We start from the raw sequence: 18,535 nt of genomic DNA, 5'->3' as shown, positions 1-18,535 counted from the left end.
GGGGAAGGAGCTTGCTTCATGAGCACTGGCACGCCCGCGCCCGCACCTGCTGGACCAGACAGCGTCGACGACGACGCCAACGTGGTCCTCGGCGCCCCGGAGATCAACCGGGCCCTCACGCGCATCGCGCACGAGATCCTCGAACGCAACAAGGGCGGCTCCGACGTCGTCCTGCTGGGCATCCCCACCCGTGGCCTGCCGCTCGCCCGTCGGCTGGCGGAGCGCCTGGTCGCGGTCGAGCCCGGTCTCGACCCCGCCCTGCTGGTGGGCAGCCTCGACGTGACGATGTACCGCGACGACCTCGCGCACCACCCCACCCGGACCATCGGCGCCACGGACATCCCCGGCGGCGGGCTGGACGGCAGGGTGGTCGTGCTCGTCGACGACGTCCTCTACTCCGGCCGCACCATCCGCGCGGCCCTCGACGCGATCAGCGACCTCGGCCGCCCGCGCGCGGTGCAGCTGGCGGCCCTCGTCGACCGGGGCCACCGCGAGCTCCCGATCCGCGCCGACTACGTGGGCAAGAACCTGCCGACGTCCACGAGCGAGCGCGTCCGGGTGCTGCTCGAGGAGAGCGACGGACGCGACGCCGTCCTCATCGAGGGAGGCACCCGATGAAGCACCTGCTGTCCACCGCGGACCTCGACGTCACCGACGCCGTCCGCATCCTCGACACCGCGGGCTCGATGGCCGCCACCCAGGCGCGCGAGATCAAGAAGCTGCCCACCCTGCGCGGCCGCACGGTGGTCAACCTGTTCTTCGAGGACTCCACGCGCACGCGCATCTCGTTCGAGACGGCCGCGAAGCGCCTGTCGGCGGACGTCATCAACTTCTCCGCCAAGGGCTCCAGCGTCTCCAAGGGCGAGTCGCTCAAGGACACCGCGCTGACCCTGCAGGCGATGGGCGCCGACGCGGTCGTCATCCGGCACCACGCGTCCGGGGCGCCGCACACGCTCGCGACGTCGGGCTGGACGCACGGGGCGGTCATCAACGCCGGCGACGGGATGCACCAGCACCCGACGCAGGCGCTGCTCGACGCCTACACGCTGCGCCGCCACCTGGCGGGCCCCGGCGACGTCACCGGCCGTGACCTGACGGGCCTGCGGATCGCGATCGTCGGCGACGTCCTGCACAGCCGGGTGGCCCGGTCCAACGTGCACCTGCTGCACACGCTGGGCGCCGAGGTCGTGCTCGTCGCGCCCCCCACGCTGCTGCCCGTCGGGGTCGGTGCCTGGCCGGCCCGGGTGTCCTACCACCTGGACGAGGTCCTGGCCGACGAGAAGCCCGACGCCATCATGATGCTGCGGGTGCAGCGCGAGCGGATGTCGAGCGCGGGCGGCGGGTTCTTCCCGAGCCCGCTGGAGTACACCCGTCGCTACGGGCTGGACGCGCGCCGCCTGGCCCTGCTGCCCGAGCACGCGATCGTGCTGCACCCCGGACCGATGAACCGTGGCCTGGAGATCTCCGCGGACGCCGCGGACTCGACGCGCGCGGTCATCGTCGAGCAGGTGGCCAACGGCGTGGCGGTCCGCATGGCCGTCCTGTACCTGCTGCTCGCGGGCGGCGACGCCCCCGCTCGAGCAGCCGCACCGACCGACGAGACGAAGGTGGACGCGTGACGAAGAACTACCTGCTGCGGGACGTCAGCCCGCTCGGCGAGGGCACGACCGACGTGCTGCTCGCCGACGGCGTGATCGCGGCGATCGGGGCCGACGCGGAGCCGCAGGCCGGCCCCGACGCGGTGATCATCAACGGCAGCGGCCTGGTGCTCCTGCCGGGCCTGGTCGACCTGCACACGCACCTGCGCGAGCCGGGGCGGGAGGACGCCGAGACGGTCCGCTCGGGGACGCGTGCTGCGGCGATGGGCGGCTTCACCGCGGTGCACGCGATGGCGAACACGACGCCGACGCAGGACACCGCGGGCGTCGTCGAGCAGGTCTGGCGGCTCGGTCGCGACGCGGGCTGGGTCGACGTCCGACCCGTGGGCGCGGTGACGGTCGGCCTGGAGGGCGAGCGGCTCGCGGAGCTCGGCGCCATGGCGGAGTCCGCCGCTCAGGTCCGGGTCTTCTCCGACGACGGCAAGTGCGTCCACGACCCCGTGGTCATGCGCCGTGCCCTGGAGTACGTCAAGGCGTTCGACGGCGTCATCGCCCAGCACGCCCAGGAGCCGCGCCTGACCGAGGGCGCCCAGATGCACGAGGGCGTCGTCTCCGCCGAGCTCGGGCTGGCCGGCTGGCCGGCCGTCGCCGAGGAGGCGATCATCGCCCGCGACGTGCTGCTGGCCGAGCACGTGGGCTCGCGCCTGCACGTCTGCCACCTGTCCACCGCGGGCTCCGTCGAGATCATCCGCTGGGCCAAGTCCCGCGGCATCGACGTCACCGCCGAGGTCACCCCGCACCACCTGATCCTCACCGACGAGCTGGCCCGCGGGTACGACCCGGTGTTCAAGGTCAACCCGCCCCTGCGCACGCAGCGGGACGTCGAGGCCGTCCGCGAGGGCCTGGCCGACGGCACCATCGACATCGTCGCCACCGACCACGCGCCGCACACGCGCGAGGACAAGGACTGCGAGTGGGGCGCCGCGGCCTTCGGCATGACCGGCCTCGAGACGGCGCTCTCGGTGGTGCAGGAGACGATGGTCGACACCGGCCGCCTGACCTGGGCGGACGTGGCGCGGGTGCTCTCGACGACCCCCGCCCGGATCGGCCGCGTCAGCGACCACGGTCGGCCCATCGCGGTGGGGGAGCCCGCCAACCTGACGCTGGTGGACCCGGGCATCCGCCGCGTCGTCGTGCCCGAGGAGCAGGCCACGCAGAGCGTGAACTCGCCCTTCCGCGGCCGCGAGCTGTCGGGCTGCGTCATCGCCACCTGGCTGCGCGGCCGCGCGACCGTCATGGACGGGTCGGCGTGCGACGAGAGCGTGGTGGTCAGCCAGTGAGCCGCCAGGCGGTCTCGACGCTCGTCCTGGTCCTCGTGGTGCTCCTCGTCTTCTGGGGGATGCGCGCCGGCTGGCGCGCCCGCACGAGACGGTCCTCCGCCCTGGTGCCCGCCCTGTCGGCCGCACCTGCCGAGCTCGGCGCCGCTCGCCTGGCCCCGGTCGACGCCACCTACGTGTCGACCACCCGGGCGGGCGACTGGCTCGACCGGGTCACCGCCCAGGGCCTGGGGGTCCGCAGCTCCGCGCAGGTCGCCGTCTACGACGCCGGGGTGCAGATCACCCGCCAGGGCGCGACGGACCTCTTCGTGCCGGCGACGGCCCTGCGGGGCGCGGCCGGCGCACCCGGCATGGCCGGCAAGGTCGTCGGGGGAGAGGGGCTCGTCGTCCTCACCTGGCAGGCCGACCCCGCCGACCCGCGCGGCCTGGACACCGGGCTGCGACCCCAGCACGCCGCCGACCGCGAGCGGCTCCTCGCCGCACTCGAGACCTTGATCCCGGGCCAGGCGCCCGCGCAGGAGGAGAACTCATGACCGACGCAATCCTGATCCTGGAGGACGGCCGGAGCTTCCGCGGACGCCCCTACGGCGCCGAAGGGTCGACCCTGGGCGAGATCGTCTTCAACACCGGCATGACCGGTTACCAGGAGACCCTCACGGACCCGTCGTACCACCGGCAGATCGTGGTGATGACGGCGCCGCACATCGGCAACACCGGTGTGAACGACGAGGACGACGAGTCGACGCAGATCTGGGTGGCCGGCTACGTGGTGCGCGACCCCGCGCGGCGGGCGTCGAACTGGCGCTCGGTGCGGACGCTCGACGACGACCTGGTGGCCCAGGACATCGTCGGGATCAGCGAGATCGACACCCGCGCGCTGACCCGTCACCTGCGCGAGCGCGGCGTCATGCGGGCGGGCATCTTCTCGGGCGCCGCCCTGCTGGACGAGAACGGCGAGCGGCGTCCGGACGACGAGCTCCTGGACGACGTCCTGAAGGCGCCCGCGATGGTCGGCGCCGACCTGGCCGGCGAGGTGTCCACGGACGCCGCCTACGTGGTCGAGCCGGTCGGCGAGCACGTCGCCACGGTGGCCGCCGTCGACCTCGGCATCAAGGCGATGACGCCGCAGCGCCTGGCCGAGCGCGGGGTCCGCGTCCACGTCCTGCCGTCGCACGCGACCATCGACGACGTCCTGGCCACCGCGCCGGACGGCGTGTTCTTCTCCAACGGTCCGGGCGACCCGTCGGCGGCGACGCACGAGATCGACCTGCTGCGCGAGGTGCTGGACCGCAAGATCCCGTTCTTCGGCATCTGCTACGGCAACCAGCTGCTCGGCCGCGCCCTCGGGTACGGCACCTACAAGCTGGGCTACGGCCACCGCGGCGTGAACCAGCCGGTGATGGACCGCGCGACCGGCAAGGTCGAGATCACCGCGCACAACCACGGCTTCGCGGTCGACGCCCCCCTCGACGGCGAGTCCGTCGCCCCGCACGACGGCGGCCGCTACGGCCGGGTCGTGGTCAGCCACGTCGACCTCAACGACGACGTCGTGGAGGGTCTGCGCGCGCTCGACCTGCCCGCGTTCTCGGTGCAGTACCACCCGGAGGCCGCGGCGGGTCCGCACGACGCCGCGTACCTCTTCGACCGCTTCGTCGATCTCATGGCCTCCACCACGACCAACCAGAAGGGTGACGCCTGATGCCCCGGCGCACAGACATCAAGAGCGTCCTGGTCATCGGGTCCGGCCCGATCGTCATCGGCCAGGCCTGCGAGTTCGACTACTCGGGGACGCAGGCGTGCCGCGTGCTCAAGGAGGAGGGCCTGCGGGTCATCCTGGTGAACTCGAACCCGGCCACGATCATGACGGACCCGGAGTTCGCCGACGCCACGTACGTCGAGCCGATCACCACCGAGATCCTCACCACGATCATCGCCAAGGAGCGCCCGGACGCGATCCTGCCGACGCTGGGCGGCCAGACCGCGCTCAACGCGGCGATCGCCCTGGACGAGGCGGGCGTCCTGGAGAAGTACGACGTCGAGCTCATCGGCGCCAACATCGCCTCCATCCAGAAGGGCGAGGACCGCGAGCAGTTCAAGGAGGTCGTGGAGGTCTGCGGCGCCGAGAGCGCGGCATCCGCCATCGTGCACTCCCTCGAGGACGCCCTCGCGGCGGTCGAGGTCCTGGGCTACCCCGTCGTCGTGCGCCCGTCGTTCACCATGGGCGGCCTGGGCTCCGGCATCGCCTACGACGAGTCGGACCTGCGGCGCATCGTGGGACAGGGCCTGCACTACTCGCCGACCACCGAGGTGCTCCTGGAGGAGTCGATCCTCGGCTGGAAGGAGTACGAGCTCGAGCTCATGCGCGACAAGCACGACAACGTCGTGGTCGTCTGCTCGATCGAGAACGTCGACCCGGTCGGCGTGCACACCGGCGACTCGGTCACGGTCGCCCCGGCGCTGACCCTGACGGACCGTGAGTACCAGCGGCTGCGGGACATCGGCATCGCGGTCATCCGCGAGGTCGGCGTCGACACGGGTGGCTGCAACATCCAGTTCGCCATCGAGCCGTCCACGGGCCGCGTCGTCGTCATCGAGATGAACCCCCGCGTCTCGCGGTCGAGCGCGCTGGCCTCGAAGGCGACCGGGTTCCCGATCGCCAAGATCGCCGCCAAGCTGGCCGTCGGGTACACCCTCGACGAGATCCCGAACGACATCACCGGCGGCTCGACGCCCGCGTCGTTCGAGCCCACGCTCGACTACGTCGTCGTGAAGGTGCCGCGGTTCGCGTTCGAGAAGTTCCCCGCGGCCGACRACACCCTCACCACCACCATGAAGTCGGTCGGTGAGGCGATGGCCCTGGGCCGCAACTTCACCGAGGCGCTCGGCAAGGCCATGCGCTCGCTCGACAAGAAGGACTCGGTCTTCCACTGGGCGGGCGACGCCCTGACCGGCGACGCGCTCGACGCGCTGGTCGCGACGATCTCCCGGCCCACCGAGCACCGGCTGGTGGACGTCCAGCAGGTGCTGCGCGCCGGCGTCCCGCTGGAGCAGGTCTACGACCTCACGGGCATCGACCCGTGGTTCCTGGACCAGATCCAGCTGATCAACGAGGTCGCCGAGCAGACCCGCACGGCGGGCGCGCTGACCCGCGAGGTGCTGCTGCACGCCAAGCGGCACGGGCTGTCGGACGCGCAGATCGCGACGCTGCGCCGCACGTCGGAGGACGCGGTCCGCCGCGGCCGGCACGCGGTCGGCCTGCGCCCGGTGTTCAAGACGGTGGACACCTGCGCCGCCGAGTTCGCCGCGAGCACGCCGTACCACTACTCGTCCTACGACGAGGAGACGGAGGTCGCCCCGCGCACCCGGCCCGCGATCCTCATCCTCGGCTCCGGGCCCAACCGGATCGGCCAGGGCATCGAGTTCGACTACTCGTGCGTGCACGCCGCCCTGGCGCTCAAGGGCGAGTACGAGACCGTGATGATCAACTGCAACCCCGAGACGGTCTCGACGGACTACGACACCTCCGACCGCCTGTACTTCGAGCCGCTCACGTTCGAGGACGTGCTCGAGGTGTACCAGGCCGAGCTGGCCGCCGGGCCGGTCGAGGGCCTCATCGTCACGCTCGGCGGCCAGACGCCCCTGTCGCTGGCCCAGCGCCTGTACGACGCCGGGCTGCCCATCCTCGGGACCTCCCCGGCGGCGATCGACGCCGCCGAGGACCGCGGCGAGTTCGGCAAGGTGCTCGAGGCCGCCGGCCTGCCCGCACCCGCGTTCGGCACAGCGACGACCCAGGCCGGCGCGCGTGACACCGCACGCCGGATCGGGTTCCCGGTCCTGGTCCGCCCGAGCTACGTGCTCGGCGGGCGTGGCATGGAGATCGTCTACAGCGAGCCGCAGCTGGACGAGTACGTCAAGCGCGCGCTCGACAACGCGGCCGACGGCGGACGCGCAGGCACGCTGCCCCCGCTCCTCATCGACCGGTTCCTCGACGACGCCATCGAGATCGACGTCGACGCCCTGTTCGACGGCACCGAGCTGTTCCTCGGCGGCGTCATGGAGCACATCGAGGAGGCCGGCATCCACTCCGGCGACTCGGCGTGCACCCTGCCGCCGGTGACGCTGTCCACCTCCGAGCTCGAGCGGATCCGGCTGTCCACCGAGGCCATCGCCCGCGGAGTCGGGGTGCACGGCCTGCTCAACATCCAGTTCGCGCTGGTGTCCGACGTGCTCTACGTCCTCGAGGCCAACCCCCGGGCGTCCCGCACGGTGCCGTTCGTGTCCAAGGCCACGGGCGTCTCCCTGGCCAAGGCCGCGGCGCTCGTCATGGCCGGCCGGTCCATCGCGGACCTACGCGCCATGGGCATCCTCCCGCTCGACGACGCGAGCGTGCTCGACCTCGACTCGCCGATCGCGGTCAAGGAGGCCGTGCTGCCGTTCAAGCGGTTCCGCACCAAGGAGGGCGTCGTCGTCGACACCGTCCTCGGCCCGGAGATGCGCTCGACCGGTGAGGTCATGGGCTTCGACGTCGACTTCCCGACCGCGTTCGCCAAGTCGCAGGACGCGGCGTTCGGTGGCCTGCCCACCGGCGGGCGCGCGTTCATCTCGGTGGCCGACCGGGACAAGCGCTCGATCGTCTTCCCGGTCAAGCGTCTAGCGGAGCTGGGCTTCGAGATCCTGGCCACCGAGGGCACCGCGGCGGTCCTGCACCGCAGCGGCATCGCGTCGAGCGTGGTCCGCAAGTACTCGTCCGGCCGCGGCGACGCGGGGGAGCCGACCATCGTCGACCTCATCACCGCCGGCGAGGTCGACATCGTGGTGAACACCCCGTCCGGGCAGGGCGCACGTGCCGACGGGTACGAGATCCGCGCGGCGACGACCGCGGCGGACAAGGCCATGGTCACCACCGTGCAGCAGCTGGGCGCGGCGGTGCAGGCGATCGAGGCGCGACAGGCCGGTCCGTTCCGCGTGACCAGCCTGCAGGAGCACGATGCCGCTGCCCTGGTGCGTCGTGAGGCCCGCGCGGCGGCCCGCGCATGACGGCGGCACCGTTCGGGGCGCGCCTGGCGGCTGCCATGGACGCCTACGGGCCGCTCTGCGTGGGGATCGACCCGCACACCAGCCTGCTCGAGGCGTGGGGGCTCCCGGACGACTCGTCGGGGCTGCGCTCGTTCGCCCTGACGGTCCTGGACGCGGTCGGTGGACGGGTGGCGGCGGTCAAGCCGCAGGCCGCGTTCTTCGAGCGCCACGGCTCCGCAGGGGTCGCCGTGCTCGAGGAGGTGATCGCGGCGGGCCGGGACACCGGGACGCTCGTGATCGTCGACGCCAAGCGCGGCGACATCGGCTCCACGATGGGTGCCTACGCCGACGCGTTCCTGCGCGACGGCTCTCCGCTCGCCGGGGACGCGCTGACCGTCTCGCCGTACCTCGGGTTCGGGTCGCTGGACCCGGCGGTCGACCTGGCGCTCTCGTCGGGCCGGGGACTGTTCGTCCTGTGCCTCACCTCCAACAAGGAGGGCCACGAGGTCCAGCACGCCCGCACCGACGACGGGATCACGGTGGCGGCACGCGTAGCCGCGCGCGCGGCGGCGCTGAACGCCGACGTCGACCCCCTCGGCTCGATCGGGCTCGTCGTGGGCGCGACCGTCGGTGACGCGGCCGAGCGCACGGGTGTGGACCTGGCCGCCGTGAACGGCCCCCTGCTCGCGCCCGGGGTGGGTGCCCAGGGCGCCGGCCCCCGCGAGCTGGCGCAGGTGTTCGGCTCCGCACGCCGGCAGGTCCTGGCCTCCTCGTCGCGCGGCGTGCTCGCCGCCGGACCCGATGTCGGGTCGCTGCGGGCCGCCGCCCGACGCGCCTCGGACGAGGCGGCCGCAGCGCTCTCCTGAGCTCACGGCAGGGTGTCGCCGCAGGTCCGGGCGCACTGGACGCGCGTCCGCATTGCCGATCGGGGTGGTGCTCGCTAGTTTCGTTCTCACGATCCCGCGCACTCCACGTGGGTCGCCGGCCCACTGACGAGAAGGTGACGCGCGTGGCACTCCCTCCGCTGACTCCCGAACAACGAGCGGCAGCGCTCCAGAAGGCCGGCGCCGCCCGCCAGGCCCGCGCTGAGGTCAAGAATCGCCTCAAGTACTCGCAGGGCACGCTCTCCGAGGTGATCGCGCAGGGGCAGGCGGACGAGACCATCGGCAAGCTGAAGGTCCTCGCCCTGCTCGAGTCCCTGCCTGGCGTGGGCAAGGTCAAGGCGCGTGCGATCATCTCCGAGATCGGAATCTCCGAGACCCGCCGCGTGCGTGGGCTCGGACCGCACCAGGTGAAGGCTCTCGTCGACCGTTTCGGGTAGATATCTCGAGCACAGGCGGGCCGCGCCGTACATCTCGAGGAGCACCGCACCACCCATGACGACGACGACTGCCCGGCTGACCGTTCTCGCCGGACCGACCGCCGTCGGCAAGGGGACGGTGTCCGCCGACGTCCGATCCCGCTACCCGGAGGTCTGGCTCTCCGTCTCGGCCACGACGAGACCCCCGCGGCCCGGCGAGGTCGACGGGGTGCACTACCTGTTCGTGTCGGTCGACGAGTTCGACCGGATGGTGGCGCGCGGCGACCTCCTCGAGTGGGCGGTGGTGCACGGCCGCAACCGCTACGGCACTCCTCGGCGGCCCGTCGAGGAGCGCCTGGCGCAGGGGGAGCCCGCACTCCTGGAGATCGACCTGCAGGGAGCGCGTCAGGTGCGGGACTCGATGCCCGACGCGCACTTCGTCTTCCTCGCACCCCMGTCGTTCGCCGAGCTGGAACGACGGCTCGTCGGGCGGGGGACCGAGGACGCGGAAGAGCGTGAGCGTCGGCTGAGCACGGCGCGCGTCGAGCTCGCCGCAGCGGCCGAGTTCGACCAGGTGATCGTCAACGACGACGTCCACCGGGCCACCGACGAGCTCGTCCGCGGGATGGGTATCCAGACCAGGTAGTATTGGGGTCAGCGTCCGTCAGCCCCCCTCTGCCTCTCTGGGAGATCACCGTGTCCGGAACCGTCGCCGCCCCCACCGGCATCACCGACCCGCCCATCGACCGTCTGCTCGAGCGCGCCGACTCCAAGTACGCGCTCGTCCTGTACTCGGCCAAGCGCGCGCGTCAGATCAACGCCTACTACTCGCAGCTCAACGAGGGCCTGCTCGAGTACGTCGGCCCGCTGGTGGACACCCGCCCGCAGGAGAAGCCGCTCTCGATCGCGATGCGCGAGATCGACGCCGGCCTGCTGACGTCCGAGGCCACCGAGGGCTGACCCTCCCTCCATGCACATCGTCCTCGGCGTCGCGGGCGGCATCGCCGCCTACAAGGCGGTGCTGCTGCTGCGCCTCCTGCGCGAGCAGGGCCACGCCGTGCGCGTGGTCCCCACCCGGGCGGCGCTCGAGTTCGTCGGGCGCGCGACCTGGGAGGCGCTGTCCGGCCAGCCGGTGACGACCGACGTCTTCGAGGACGTCGACCAGGTGGCGCACGTGGCCGTCGGCAAGCAGGCCGAGCTCGTGATCGTCGCCCCGGCCACCGCGGACCTCCTCGCTCGGGCCGCGACCGGGCAGGCCGACGACCTGCTCACCGCGACGCTGCTGGTGGCCCGCTGCCCGGTGCTGCTGGCTCCGGCGATGCACACCGAGATGTGGGAGCACGCCGCCACCGTCGCGAACGTCGCGACCCTGCGGGCGCGCGGCGTGCACGTCCTTGAGCCCGCCGCAGGTCGCCTGACCGGCTCGGACACCGGCCCCGGTCGCCTGCCGGAGCCGGAGGAGATCGCCGCCGCCGCCCTCGCGCTGGTGAGCAGCAGGCCGCACGACCTCGCGGGCACGCACGTCGTGGTCTCCGCCGGCGGCACCCGGGAACCGCTGGACCCCGTCCGGTTCCTCGGCAACCGGTCGTCCGGACGGCAGGGCGTCGCGCTCGCGCAGACCGCCCACGCCCGCGGCGCACGCGTGACGCTCGTCGCCGCGAACATCGACGTCCCGGTCCCGGCGGGGGTCGACGTGGTCCACGCCGAGACGGGTGCCGAGCTGCGGGACGCCGTGCGTGCGGCCGCCAAGGACGCCGACGTCGTCGTGATGGCCGCCGCGGTGGCCGACTTCCGCCCCCGCACCAGTGCGGAGTCCAAGATCAAGAAGCAGGCCGACGGCGCGCCCACCGTGCTGGAGCTCGTCGAGACCGTCGACATCCTCGCCGAGCTCGCCGCGCAGCGGCTGCGGCCCGGCCAGGTCGTCGTCGGCTTCGCCGCAGAGACAGGTGACCAAACCGAGAGCGTCCTCGAGCACGGGCGGGCGAAGGCGCGACGCAAGGGAGCCGACCTCCTCGTCGTGAACGCCGTCGGCGGCGGGCGCGGGTTCGGCACCGACCTGAACGACGTGACGATCCTGGACGGCGCCGGCGCGGTGGTCGCGGAGGCCTCCGGCACCAAGGCCGAGGTCGCCGACGCGGTCTGGGACGCGGTCCTCACGCGTCGCTGAGACGCTGCACGGACGCTGCCACGCGCCCATTACGCTGTCCGCCATGACCGAGCCCGACATGCGCCTGTTCACGTCCGAGTCCGTGACCGAGGGGCACCCGGACAAGATCTGTGACCAGATCTCCGACGCCATCCTCGACGCGATGCTCGAGCAGGACCCCCAGGCACGCGTCGCGGTCGAGACGATGGTCACCACGGGCCTCGTGCATGTCGCCGGTGAGGTCACCACGAGCGCGTACGTCGAGATCCCGCAGATCGTGCGCGAGGTCGTCCGGGGGATCGGCTACACCTCGTCGGCGATCGGCTTCGACGGCGACTCCTGCGGCATCTCGGTCTCGATCGGGCAGCAGTCGCCGGACATCGCCGCGGGCGTGGACAAGGCGCTCGAGATCCGCGAGGACTCGGCGGACCTGGACCCGCTCGACGCACAGGGTGCCGGCGACCAGGGCCTGATGTTCGGCTACGCCTCCGACGACACCCCGACCCTGCTGCCGCTGCCCATCTGGCTCGCGCACCGGCTCGCCGAGCGGCTGACGCTCGTGCGCAAGGAGGGGATCCTCCCGGGGCTGCGTCCCGACGGGAAGACCCAGGTCACCATCGGCTACGACGGCGACCGCGCGGTCCGGCTCGACACCGTCGTCCTGTCCACGCAGCACGACCCGGACGTCCAGCTGGAGACGACGCTGCGGCCGGCGATCGCCGAGCTCGTCGTCGCTCCCGTCCTGGCGCAGCTGGACCTCGACGCCACGGACTACCGCCTGCTCGTGAACCCGACCGGCACGTTCGTGGTCGGCGGGCCGCAGGGCGATGCCGGGCTCACGGGACGCAAGATCATCGTCGACACCTACGGCGGCATCGCCCGGCACGGTGGCGGGGCGTTCTCCGGCAAGGACCCGTCGAAGGTGGACCGCTCGGCCGCGTACGCGATGCGCTGGGTGGCGAAGAACGTCGTCGCCGCCGGTCTCGCGCGGCGGTGCGAGGTCCAGGTCGCCTACGCCATCGGCAAGGCGAACCCTGTCGGCCTCTACGTCGAGACGTTCGGCACCGAGACGGTGCCGCTGGCCCGGCTGACCGCCGCCATCCGCGACGTGTTCGACCTGAGGCCCGCGGCGATCGTGCGGGACCTCGACCTGCTGCGCCCGATCTACCGCAAGACGGCCGCCTACGGGCACTTCGGCCGGGAGCTGCCGGAGTTCACCTGGGAGCGCACCGACCGCGTGGCGGACCTCCGGTCCGCGGTGGGCTGACGCCGGACGGTCGGCCCGGGTCGCCCGGCGTGGAGACGAGCGCGGAGGGCGAGCAGCTGATGCTCGAGGGCCTGCCGCAGCCGAAGCGGCGCACTCGACGCGCTCCTGACGGTGTCACGCCCGCGGAGCAGCTGCCGGTCGCGCGGGTGTGCGTCGACCTCGTCCCCGCGCACCTCGACCGCGTCTTCGAGTACCTGGTCCCGGCCACGCTGGCCGACACCGCCGTCCCCGGTACCCGGGTGAAGGTGCGGTTCGGGGCCCAGGACGTCAACGGCTACATCCTGGAGCGGGTCGCCGAGGCCGACCACGACGGCACGCTCCAACCGGTGCGCAAGGTCGTCTCGACCGAGCCGGTGCTCACGCCGCAGGTGGCCAGGCTCGCGCGGGCCGTCGCGGACCGGTGGGCGGGCACGTTGAACGACGTGCTCCGGCTCGCCATCCCTGCGCGGCACGCCCGCGTCGAGGCGGAAGCTCCGGCACCCGCGGACGAGGGCCCAGCGCCGTCACCGTCGGCCACGGCGTGGGCGCCGTACCGCGGCGGTGCGGCCTTCCTCCAGCACGTGAGGGACGGCGGTGCGCCACGCGCTGTGTGGACGGCCCTGCCCGGTGCGGAGGGCGAGCGGTGGCCCGACGGGATCGTGCAGGCGGTCGCCGCATGCGTGCTGGGCGGGCGTGGTGCGCTCGTCGTCGTGCCTGACGCGCGGGACATCGACCGCGTGCTCGGTGCGCTGGAGGCTGCCGGGGTACCACGCTGGACGCCCGGGACGACCGGTGGCGCGGTCCGGCTCGCCGCCGACGACGGCCCCGCCGGGCGGTACCGGTCGTTCCTCGCGGCGCTGCGTGGTCAGGCGACCGTCGTCGTCGGGACGCGCGCGTCGGCRTTCGCCCCCGTGGCCGACCTCGGGCTCGCGGTCGTGTGGGACGACGGCGACCCGCTGCACGCCGAGCCGCGAGCGCCGTACCCGCACGTCCGCGAGGTGCTGGCCCTGCGCTCCGAGCTGGAACGGTGCGCGCTGCTCGTGGCGGCGCACGGGCGCAGCGTCGAGGCGCAGGCCCTCGTCGAGTCGGGGTGGGCGCGCGAGGTGGTCGCGGACCGCCCCACCACGCGGGCGCGGGCCGCGCGGGTGCTGGCCCTGACCTCGGTCGAGCTCGCCCGGGAAGGCCCTGCGGCTGCCGCGCGGCTCCCGGCACCGGCCTGGCGCACGCTCCGCGACCGGCTGGCCGACGGCCCGGTCCTCGTCCAGGTGCCCCGCGCCGGGTACGTGCCCGCGGTCGCCTGCGGGCGGTGCCGGGCCTCGGCGCGCTGCGGCGTCTGCCACGGACCGCTGGGGCTGACCACCGCCGACGGCGTCCCGACCTGCGGCTGGTGCGGGCGGTTGGCGACCGACTGGCGGTGCACCGAGTGCGGTGCGGGTGCGCTGCGGTCCGTGCGGGTCGGCTCGGAGCGGACCGCCGAGGAGCTGGGCCGGGCGTTCCCGGGCGTCCCGATCCGCGTCTCGGGGGCCCGTGCGGCCGGCGGCGTGCTGGCGTCGGTCCCGGACGTGCCGGCGGTCGTCGTGGCGACGCCCGGCGCCGAGCCGGTCGCTCCCGGCGGATATGCCGCCGCGCTGCTGCTGGATGCGGCGGTGAGCACGGCCGGGGCGTCGCTGCGGACGGGGGAGGACGCGCTGCGCCGGTGGCTCACGGCTGCCGCCCTGGTGCGTCCCGCGTCCGCGGGCGGGACGGTCGTGCTCGTCGGCGACGCGGAGGAGCGGGTCACGCAGGCGCTGGTGCGCTGGGACCCCTCCGGGTACGCCTCGCGCGAGCTGGCGGAGCGGGTCGAGCTCGCCCTGCCTCCGGCCGTCCGGATCGCCTCGGTCACCGGCCCCCGGGACGCCGTCGACATCCTGCTGTCCCGGCTCGACCTCGCCGACGCGGAGATCCTCGGCCCGGTCCCTGCCGACGGTGCCGAGCAGGACGCGCTCGAGCCGGCGGTGCGGGCTCTCGTGCGGGTGCCGCGCACCGCCGGTGCCGCGCTCGCCCGCGCGCTGTCCGCGTCGCTGGCGGTGCGCAGCGCCCGCCGCGAGGGTGGCACCGTCCGCGTCCAGATGGATCCGGCGGAGCTCTCGTGATCGACACGGTCGTGCTCGACCTCGGCAACGTCCTCGTCCGGTGGGACCCGTACCGGCCGTTCGTCGGACGGCTCCCGGCACCGGCGACGGAGGCCTTCCTCGCCGGGTTCGACTTCATGGCGTTCAACCACCTGCAGGATGCCGGGCGGTCGTGGGCGGACGCCCGGGCGGACCTGGCTGCGAGCGCGCCCGAGCACCTGCCGGCGCTCGACGTGTACGTCGAGCACTTCGCCGACACGCTGACCGGACCGGTCCCCGGGTCGTACGAGGTGGTGCGCGACCTGCGGGCGCTCGGCATCCGGCTGCTCGGCCTCACGAACTGGTCCGCCGAGACGTTCCACCTGGCCGAGCCGGCGGCGACCGCCATCGGGTTGCTCGAGGACGTGCTGGTCTCGGGCGAGGTCGGCGTCGCCAAGCCCGACCCGCGCGTGTTCGCGCTGCTGACGGACCGGTTCGGCCTGCGCCCGGAGCGCACGGTGTTCGCCGACGACTCCGCGGCGAACGTCGCCGCAGGGGCCGCAGCCGGGTTCGATGCCGTCCTCTTCACCACCGCGGAGGCCTTGCGGGCGGACCTCGTCGCGCGCGGGGTCGCTCTGCCGCGCGCCTAGGATCGACGCCATGCGACTGCTCTTCGCCGGAACTCCCGCGGCCGCGGTGCCGTCGCTCGAGGCGCTCCTCGCCTCCCGCCACGAGGTGGTGGCCGTGCTCACCCGTCCCGACGCCCGGTCGGGGCGTGGCCGGGCCTCCGCGCCGAGCGAGATCAAGGCGCGTGCGCTGGAGGCCGGGCTCGAGGTCCTCACACCGCAGCGCCCGCGGGACGAGGACTTCCAGGCACGGCTGGCCGAGCTCGCGGTCGACGCCGCCCCGGTCGTCGCGTACGGCGCGCTCATCCCGCCGGCTCTGCTGGACGTCCCGACCCACGGCTGGGTCAACCTGCACTTCTCGGTCCTGCCGGCCTGGCGCGGTGCCGCCCCCGTGCAGCACGCGATCATCGCCGGCGACGAGGTGTCGGGCGCCTCGACGTTCCGGCTCGAGGCGGGCCTCGACACCGGGCCGGTGTTCGGGTTCCTCACCGAGACGATCCGCGCGCGGGACACCGCCGGCGACCTGCTGGGTCGCCTGGCCGTCGCCGGTGCCGGCCTGCTGGTGCAGACGCTCGACGCCCTGGAGGACGGGATCCTCAGCCCCGTCGTGCAGTCCACGGACGGGGTCAGCCTCGCGCCGAAGATCGAGGTCGAGGACGCGCGCGTGCGCTGGTCGCACCCGGCGCACGCCGTCGACCGGCTCGTCCGCGGCTGCACCCCTGCGCCCGGCGCCTGGACGACGCTGCCGGACGGCTCCCGGCTCGGCCTGGCACCCGTCGTACCGGTCTCCGACGTCACGGACCTGGCGCCGGGGCAGCTCCTGGCCGGCAAGAAGGAGGTGCTCGTCGGCACCGGCGGGCACGCCGTCCGGCTGACCGAGGTGACCCCGCAGGGCAAGCGGTCGATGAACGCGGCGGACTGGGCCCGTGGCGCCCGGCTCGGCGCCGACGTCGTGCTCGGCGGTGCGGCATGAGCCCCGCCGAYGACCGACGCGACCCGAGCGGCCGCCAGCGAGGCGCTGCCCGCTCCGAGGGTCGGACCCAGCGGTCGGCCTCCGCGCCGTCGCAGCGACGGCGGGGGAGCGACCCCGCGCGGACCGCGGCCTATGACGTGCTGCGCTCTGTCGAGGGCTCCGACGCGTACGCCAACCTCGTGCTCCCACCCCTGCTGCGCGAGCGCCGGATCAGCGGCCGGGACGCGGCGTTCGCCACCGAGCTCGCCTACGGCACGCTGCGGCTGCGCGGCCGGTACGACGCGATCATCGCGCAGGCGGCCAACCGCGAGGTCGGCACGATCGACGCTCCCGCGCTCGACGTCCTGCGCCTCGGGGTCCACCAGCTGCTCGGCATGCGCGTGCCCGCGCACGCGGCCGTGTCCGAGACGGTCGGCCTCGCCCGCGAGCAGCTGGGCACCGGGCCGTCACAGTTCGTCAACGCGGTCCTGMGGACCGTCGGGCGGTCCTCGGCGGAGGAGTGGCAGGAGCGGATCGCGGATGCCGCGGGCGAGGACGAGCTGGCCCGGCTCGCCGTCGTGCAGAGCCATCCGCTGTGGGTGGTGCGAGCGCTGCGCGAGGCCCTGGTGGGCAACGGCCGGTCCGCCGACGAGATCGAGGCGCTCCTGGCTGCGGACAACGGGGCGCCTCGCGTCACCGTCGTCGCACGCCCCGGCCTGGTGGACCAGGACGAGGTGATGGACGAGTCCGACGGGGCGGGCGTCGTCGGTGCTCTGGCACCGACCGCGGTGGTCCTGTCGGGTGGCGACCCCGCCGCGCTCCCCAGCGTGCGGGACGGCCGTGCCGGGGTCCAGGACGAGGGCAGCCAGCTGGTCGCCCTCGCCCTGACGGAGGCGCCGCTCGACGGTCCMGACGAGCGCTGGCTCGACCTGTGCGCGGGACCCGGGGGCAAGGCCGCGCTGCTGGCGGCCGTCGCGGGGGAGCGCGGTGCGCGGATCGTCGCCAACGAGGTGCAGCCGCACCGGACGCGGCTCGTCGAGCAGGCCCTGCGTGCGGTGCCCGCCGACGCGGTCGAGGACGTCCGGACGGGCGACGGCCGCACCCTGGGCGCCGACGAGCCCGGCGCGTACGACCGCGTGATGGTGGACGCGCCGTGCACCGGCCTCGGAGCGCTGCGCCGTCGGCCGGAGGCCCGGTGGCGCCGGACACCGGCCGACCTCGCCGCCCTCAGCGCGCTCCAGCGCGACCTCCTGGTCTCGGCACTGCGGGCGGTCCGCGTCGGCGGTGTGGTGGCGTACGTGACGTGCTCACCGCACCTCGTCGAGACCCAGCTCGTCGTCAAGGACGCCCTGCGCGCCGCGACCCGGTTGAGCATCGACGTCGAACGGCTCGACACCCCGGCGGTCGTGCGCGCGATCGCGCCGGGTGGGGACGTCGACCTCGACGACGACCGGACCGACGTGCAGCTGTGGCCGCACGTGCACGGCACCGACGCGATGCACCTGACGCTGCTGCGCCGCACCGGCTGAGCGGAGGCCTCTAGGCTGGTCGGGTGCCTGCGCTGATCAACCCCAGCATCCTGTCCGCGGACTTCGTGAACCTGGAGCGTGACCTGCAGCGGATCGCCGCTGCAGACTTCGTGCACGTGGACGTCATGGACAACCACTTCGTGCCCAACCTGACGCTCGGGCTGCCGGTGGTGAAGCGCATCGCCGAGGTGTCGCCCGTCCCGCTGGACCTGCACCTCATGATCGAGGACGCCGACCGGTGGGCCCCCGAGTACGCCGCGCTGGGTGCCGCCTCGGTCACGTTCCACGCGGAGGCCACCCAGGCGCCGGTCCGGCTGGCACGGGAGCTCCGCTCGCGGGGCGTGCGGGCGGGGATCGCCCTGCGACCCGCCTCGCCGATCGAGCCGCTGCTCGACCTGCTGCCGGAGTTCGACATGATCCTGGTGATGACGGTCGAGCCCGGGTTCGGCGGTCAGTCGTTCATCGAGGGGATGCTGCCGAAGATCCGCCGAGCACGCCAGGCGATCGACGCGTCCGACGCGTCCACCTGGATCCAGGTGGACGGCGGGGTCGCGCGTGACACGATCGGGCGGATCGCGCAGGCGGGCGCGAACGTCTTCGTCGCGGGCTCGGCGGTCTACGGCGCACCGGACGTCGGCGCCGAGATCGTCGCCCTGCGCGGGCTGGCGGACGCGAACGCCTGACCGGCGGGAATG

At 73.7% G+C, this 18,535-nt stretch carries 17 protein-coding genes; all 17 read left to right on the top strand.

The features are described 5' to 3' along the window. The first annotated feature begins 18 nt into the window (after positions 1 to 18). The 17 genes from pyrR (at position 19) to rpe (ending at position 18,523) form a co-directional block, all read left to right on the top strand. The gene (gene pyrR, locus ACXJKF_RS14930; protein WP_456788493.1) at positions 19 to 618 is read left to right on the top strand and encodes a bifunctional pyr operon transcriptional regulator/uracil phosphoribosyltransferase PyrR; all 600 of its coding nucleotides are present in this window, start codon (positions 19 to 21) and stop codon (positions 616 to 618) included. Continuing rightward, positions 615 to 1,619: an aspartate carbamoyltransferase catalytic subunit gene (locus ACXJKF_RS14925; protein ID WP_456788492.1), complete on the top strand. Its 1,005-nt coding sequence runs from the start codon at positions 615 to 617 to the stop codon at positions 1,617 to 1,619. Before pyrR ends, ACXJKF_RS14925 begins: the two co-directional genes overlap by 4 nt. Beyond that, a complete protein-coding gene (locus ACXJKF_RS14920) occupies positions 1,616 to 2,938 on the top strand; it encodes a dihydroorotase (RefSeq protein WP_456788491.1) in 1,323 nt (440 codons plus the stop codon). The genes ACXJKF_RS14925 and ACXJKF_RS14920 overlap by 4 nt, the downstream gene beginning before the upstream one ends. Further along, entirely contained in the window at positions 2,935 to 3,468 is a 534-nt protein-coding gene (locus tag ACXJKF_RS14915) for a PH-like domain-containing protein (protein WP_456788490.1), read from the top strand. The genes ACXJKF_RS14920 and ACXJKF_RS14915 overlap by 4 nt, the downstream gene beginning before the upstream one ends. Continuing rightward, positions 3,465 to 4,634 (top strand): glutamine-hydrolyzing carbamoyl-phosphate synthase small subunit, encoded by a 1,170-nt coding sequence (gene carA, locus ACXJKF_RS14910; RefSeq protein ID WP_456788489.1) that lies wholly within the window; start codon positions 3,465 to 3,467, stop codon positions 4,632 to 4,634. Before ACXJKF_RS14915 ends, carA begins: the two co-directional genes overlap by 4 nt. Then, positions 4,634 to 7,972: a carbamoyl-phosphate synthase large subunit gene (carB, locus tag ACXJKF_RS14905; protein WP_456788488.1), complete on the top strand. Its 3,339-nt coding sequence runs from the start codon at positions 4,634 to 4,636 to the stop codon at positions 7,970 to 7,972. The genes carA and carB overlap by 1 nt, the downstream gene beginning before the upstream one ends. Then, complete coding sequence (pyrF, locus tag ACXJKF_RS14900) at positions 7,969 to 8,817, top strand: orotidine-5'-phosphate decarboxylase (protein WP_456788487.1); 849 nt, start codon at positions 7,969 to 7,971, stop codon at positions 8,815 to 8,817. The genes carB and pyrF overlap by 4 nt, the downstream gene beginning before the upstream one ends. Before the next feature lie 143 nt (positions 8,818 to 8,960). Beyond that, positions 8,961 to 9,272 (top strand): integration host factor, actinobacterial type, encoded by a 312-nt coding sequence (mihF, locus tag ACXJKF_RS14895; protein ID WP_056587928.1) that lies wholly within the window; start codon positions 8,961 to 8,963, stop codon positions 9,270 to 9,272. Between the two features lie 55 nt (positions 9,273 to 9,327). Continuing rightward, positions 9,328 to 9,897, top strand: a complete 570-nt coding sequence (gmk, locus tag ACXJKF_RS14890; RefSeq protein WP_456788486.1) for a guanylate kinase — start codon at positions 9,328 to 9,330, stop codon at positions 9,895 to 9,897. A gap of 50 nt (positions 9,898 to 9,947) precedes the next feature. Beyond that, entirely contained in the window at positions 9,948 to 10,211 is a 264-nt protein-coding gene (rpoZ, locus tag ACXJKF_RS14885) for a DNA-directed RNA polymerase subunit omega (protein ID WP_028046344.1), read from the top strand. Positions 10,212 to 10,221: 10 nt separating this feature from the next. Beyond that, a complete protein-coding gene (gene coaBC, locus ACXJKF_RS14880) occupies positions 10,222 to 11,418 on the top strand; it encodes a bifunctional phosphopantothenoylcysteine decarboxylase/phosphopantothenate--cysteine ligase CoaBC (protein ID WP_456788485.1) in 1,197 nt (398 codons plus the stop codon). Positions 11,419 to 11,461: 43 nt separating this feature from the next. Further along, positions 11,462 to 12,664 (top strand): methionine adenosyltransferase, encoded by a 1,203-nt coding sequence (metK, locus tag ACXJKF_RS14875; RefSeq protein WP_456788484.1) that lies wholly within the window; start codon positions 11,462 to 11,464, stop codon positions 12,662 to 12,664. Positions 12,665 to 12,723: 59 nt separating this feature from the next. After that, positions 12,724 to 14,775 carry a primosomal protein N' gene (locus ACXJKF_RS14870; protein WP_456788515.1) on the top strand — a complete coding sequence of 684 codons (2,052 nt, stop codon included), beginning with the start codon at positions 12,724 to 12,726 and terminating at the stop codon, positions 14,773 to 14,775. Further along, positions 14,772 to 15,383: an HAD-IA family hydrolase gene (locus ACXJKF_RS14865; protein ID WP_456788483.1), complete on the top strand. Its 612-nt coding sequence runs from the start codon at positions 14,772 to 14,774 to the stop codon at positions 15,381 to 15,383. The genes ACXJKF_RS14870 and ACXJKF_RS14865 overlap by 4 nt, the downstream gene beginning before the upstream one ends. Positions 15,384 to 15,393: 10 nt before the next feature. After that, positions 15,394 to 16,332: a methionyl-tRNA formyltransferase gene (gene fmt / locus ACXJKF_RS14860; protein WP_456788482.1), complete on the top strand. Its 939-nt coding sequence runs from the start codon at positions 15,394 to 15,396 to the stop codon at positions 16,330 to 16,332. After that, positions 16,329 to 17,840, top strand: a complete 1,512-nt coding sequence (locus ACXJKF_RS14855) for an RsmB/NOP family class I SAM-dependent RNA methyltransferase (protein ID WP_456788481.1) — start codon at positions 16,329 to 16,331, stop codon at positions 17,838 to 17,840. The genes fmt and ACXJKF_RS14855 overlap by 4 nt, the downstream gene beginning before the upstream one ends. Before the next feature lie 23 nt (positions 17,841 to 17,863). After that, positions 17,864 to 18,523, top strand: a complete 660-nt coding sequence (gene rpe, locus ACXJKF_RS14850) for a ribulose-phosphate 3-epimerase (protein WP_456788480.1) — start codon at positions 17,864 to 17,866, stop codon at positions 18,521 to 18,523. Positions 18,524 to 18,535: the final 12 nt, after the last annotated feature.

The sequence above is a fragment of the Cellulomonas sp. P5_C5 genome, assembly GCF_054049655.1.
Note: the sequence above shows the minus strand (reverse complement) of the source record. Positions and strands in the feature narration are given on the sequence as shown.

Excerpts from the sequence above, each read along its gene's own strand:
- pyrF (WP_456788487.1), top strand. The coding sequence starts at position 7,969 with ATGACGGCGGCACCGTTCGGGGCGCGCCTGGCGGCTGCCATGGACGCC.
- carA (WP_456788489.1), top strand. The coding sequence starts at position 3,465 with ATGACCGACGCAATCCTGATCCTGGAGGACGGCCGGAGCTTCCGCGGA.
- metK (WP_456788484.1), top strand. The coding sequence starts at position 11,462 with ATGACCGAGCCCGACATGCGCCTGTTCACGTCCGAGTCCGTGACCGAG.
- coaBC (WP_456788485.1), top strand. The coding sequence starts at position 10,222 with ATGCACATCGTCCTCGGCGTCGCGGGCGGCATCGCCGCCTACAAGGCG.
- ACXJKF_RS14925 (WP_456788492.1), top strand. The coding sequence starts at position 615 with ATGAAGCACCTGCTGTCCACCGCGGACCTCGACGTCACCGACGCCGTC.
- pyrR (WP_456788493.1), top strand. The coding sequence starts at position 19 with ATGAGCACTGGCACGCCCGCGCCCGCACCTGCTGGACCAGACAGCGTC.
- fmt (WP_456788482.1), top strand. The coding sequence starts at position 15,394 with ATGCGACTGCTCTTCGCCGGAACTCCCGCGGCCGCGGTGCCGTCGCTC.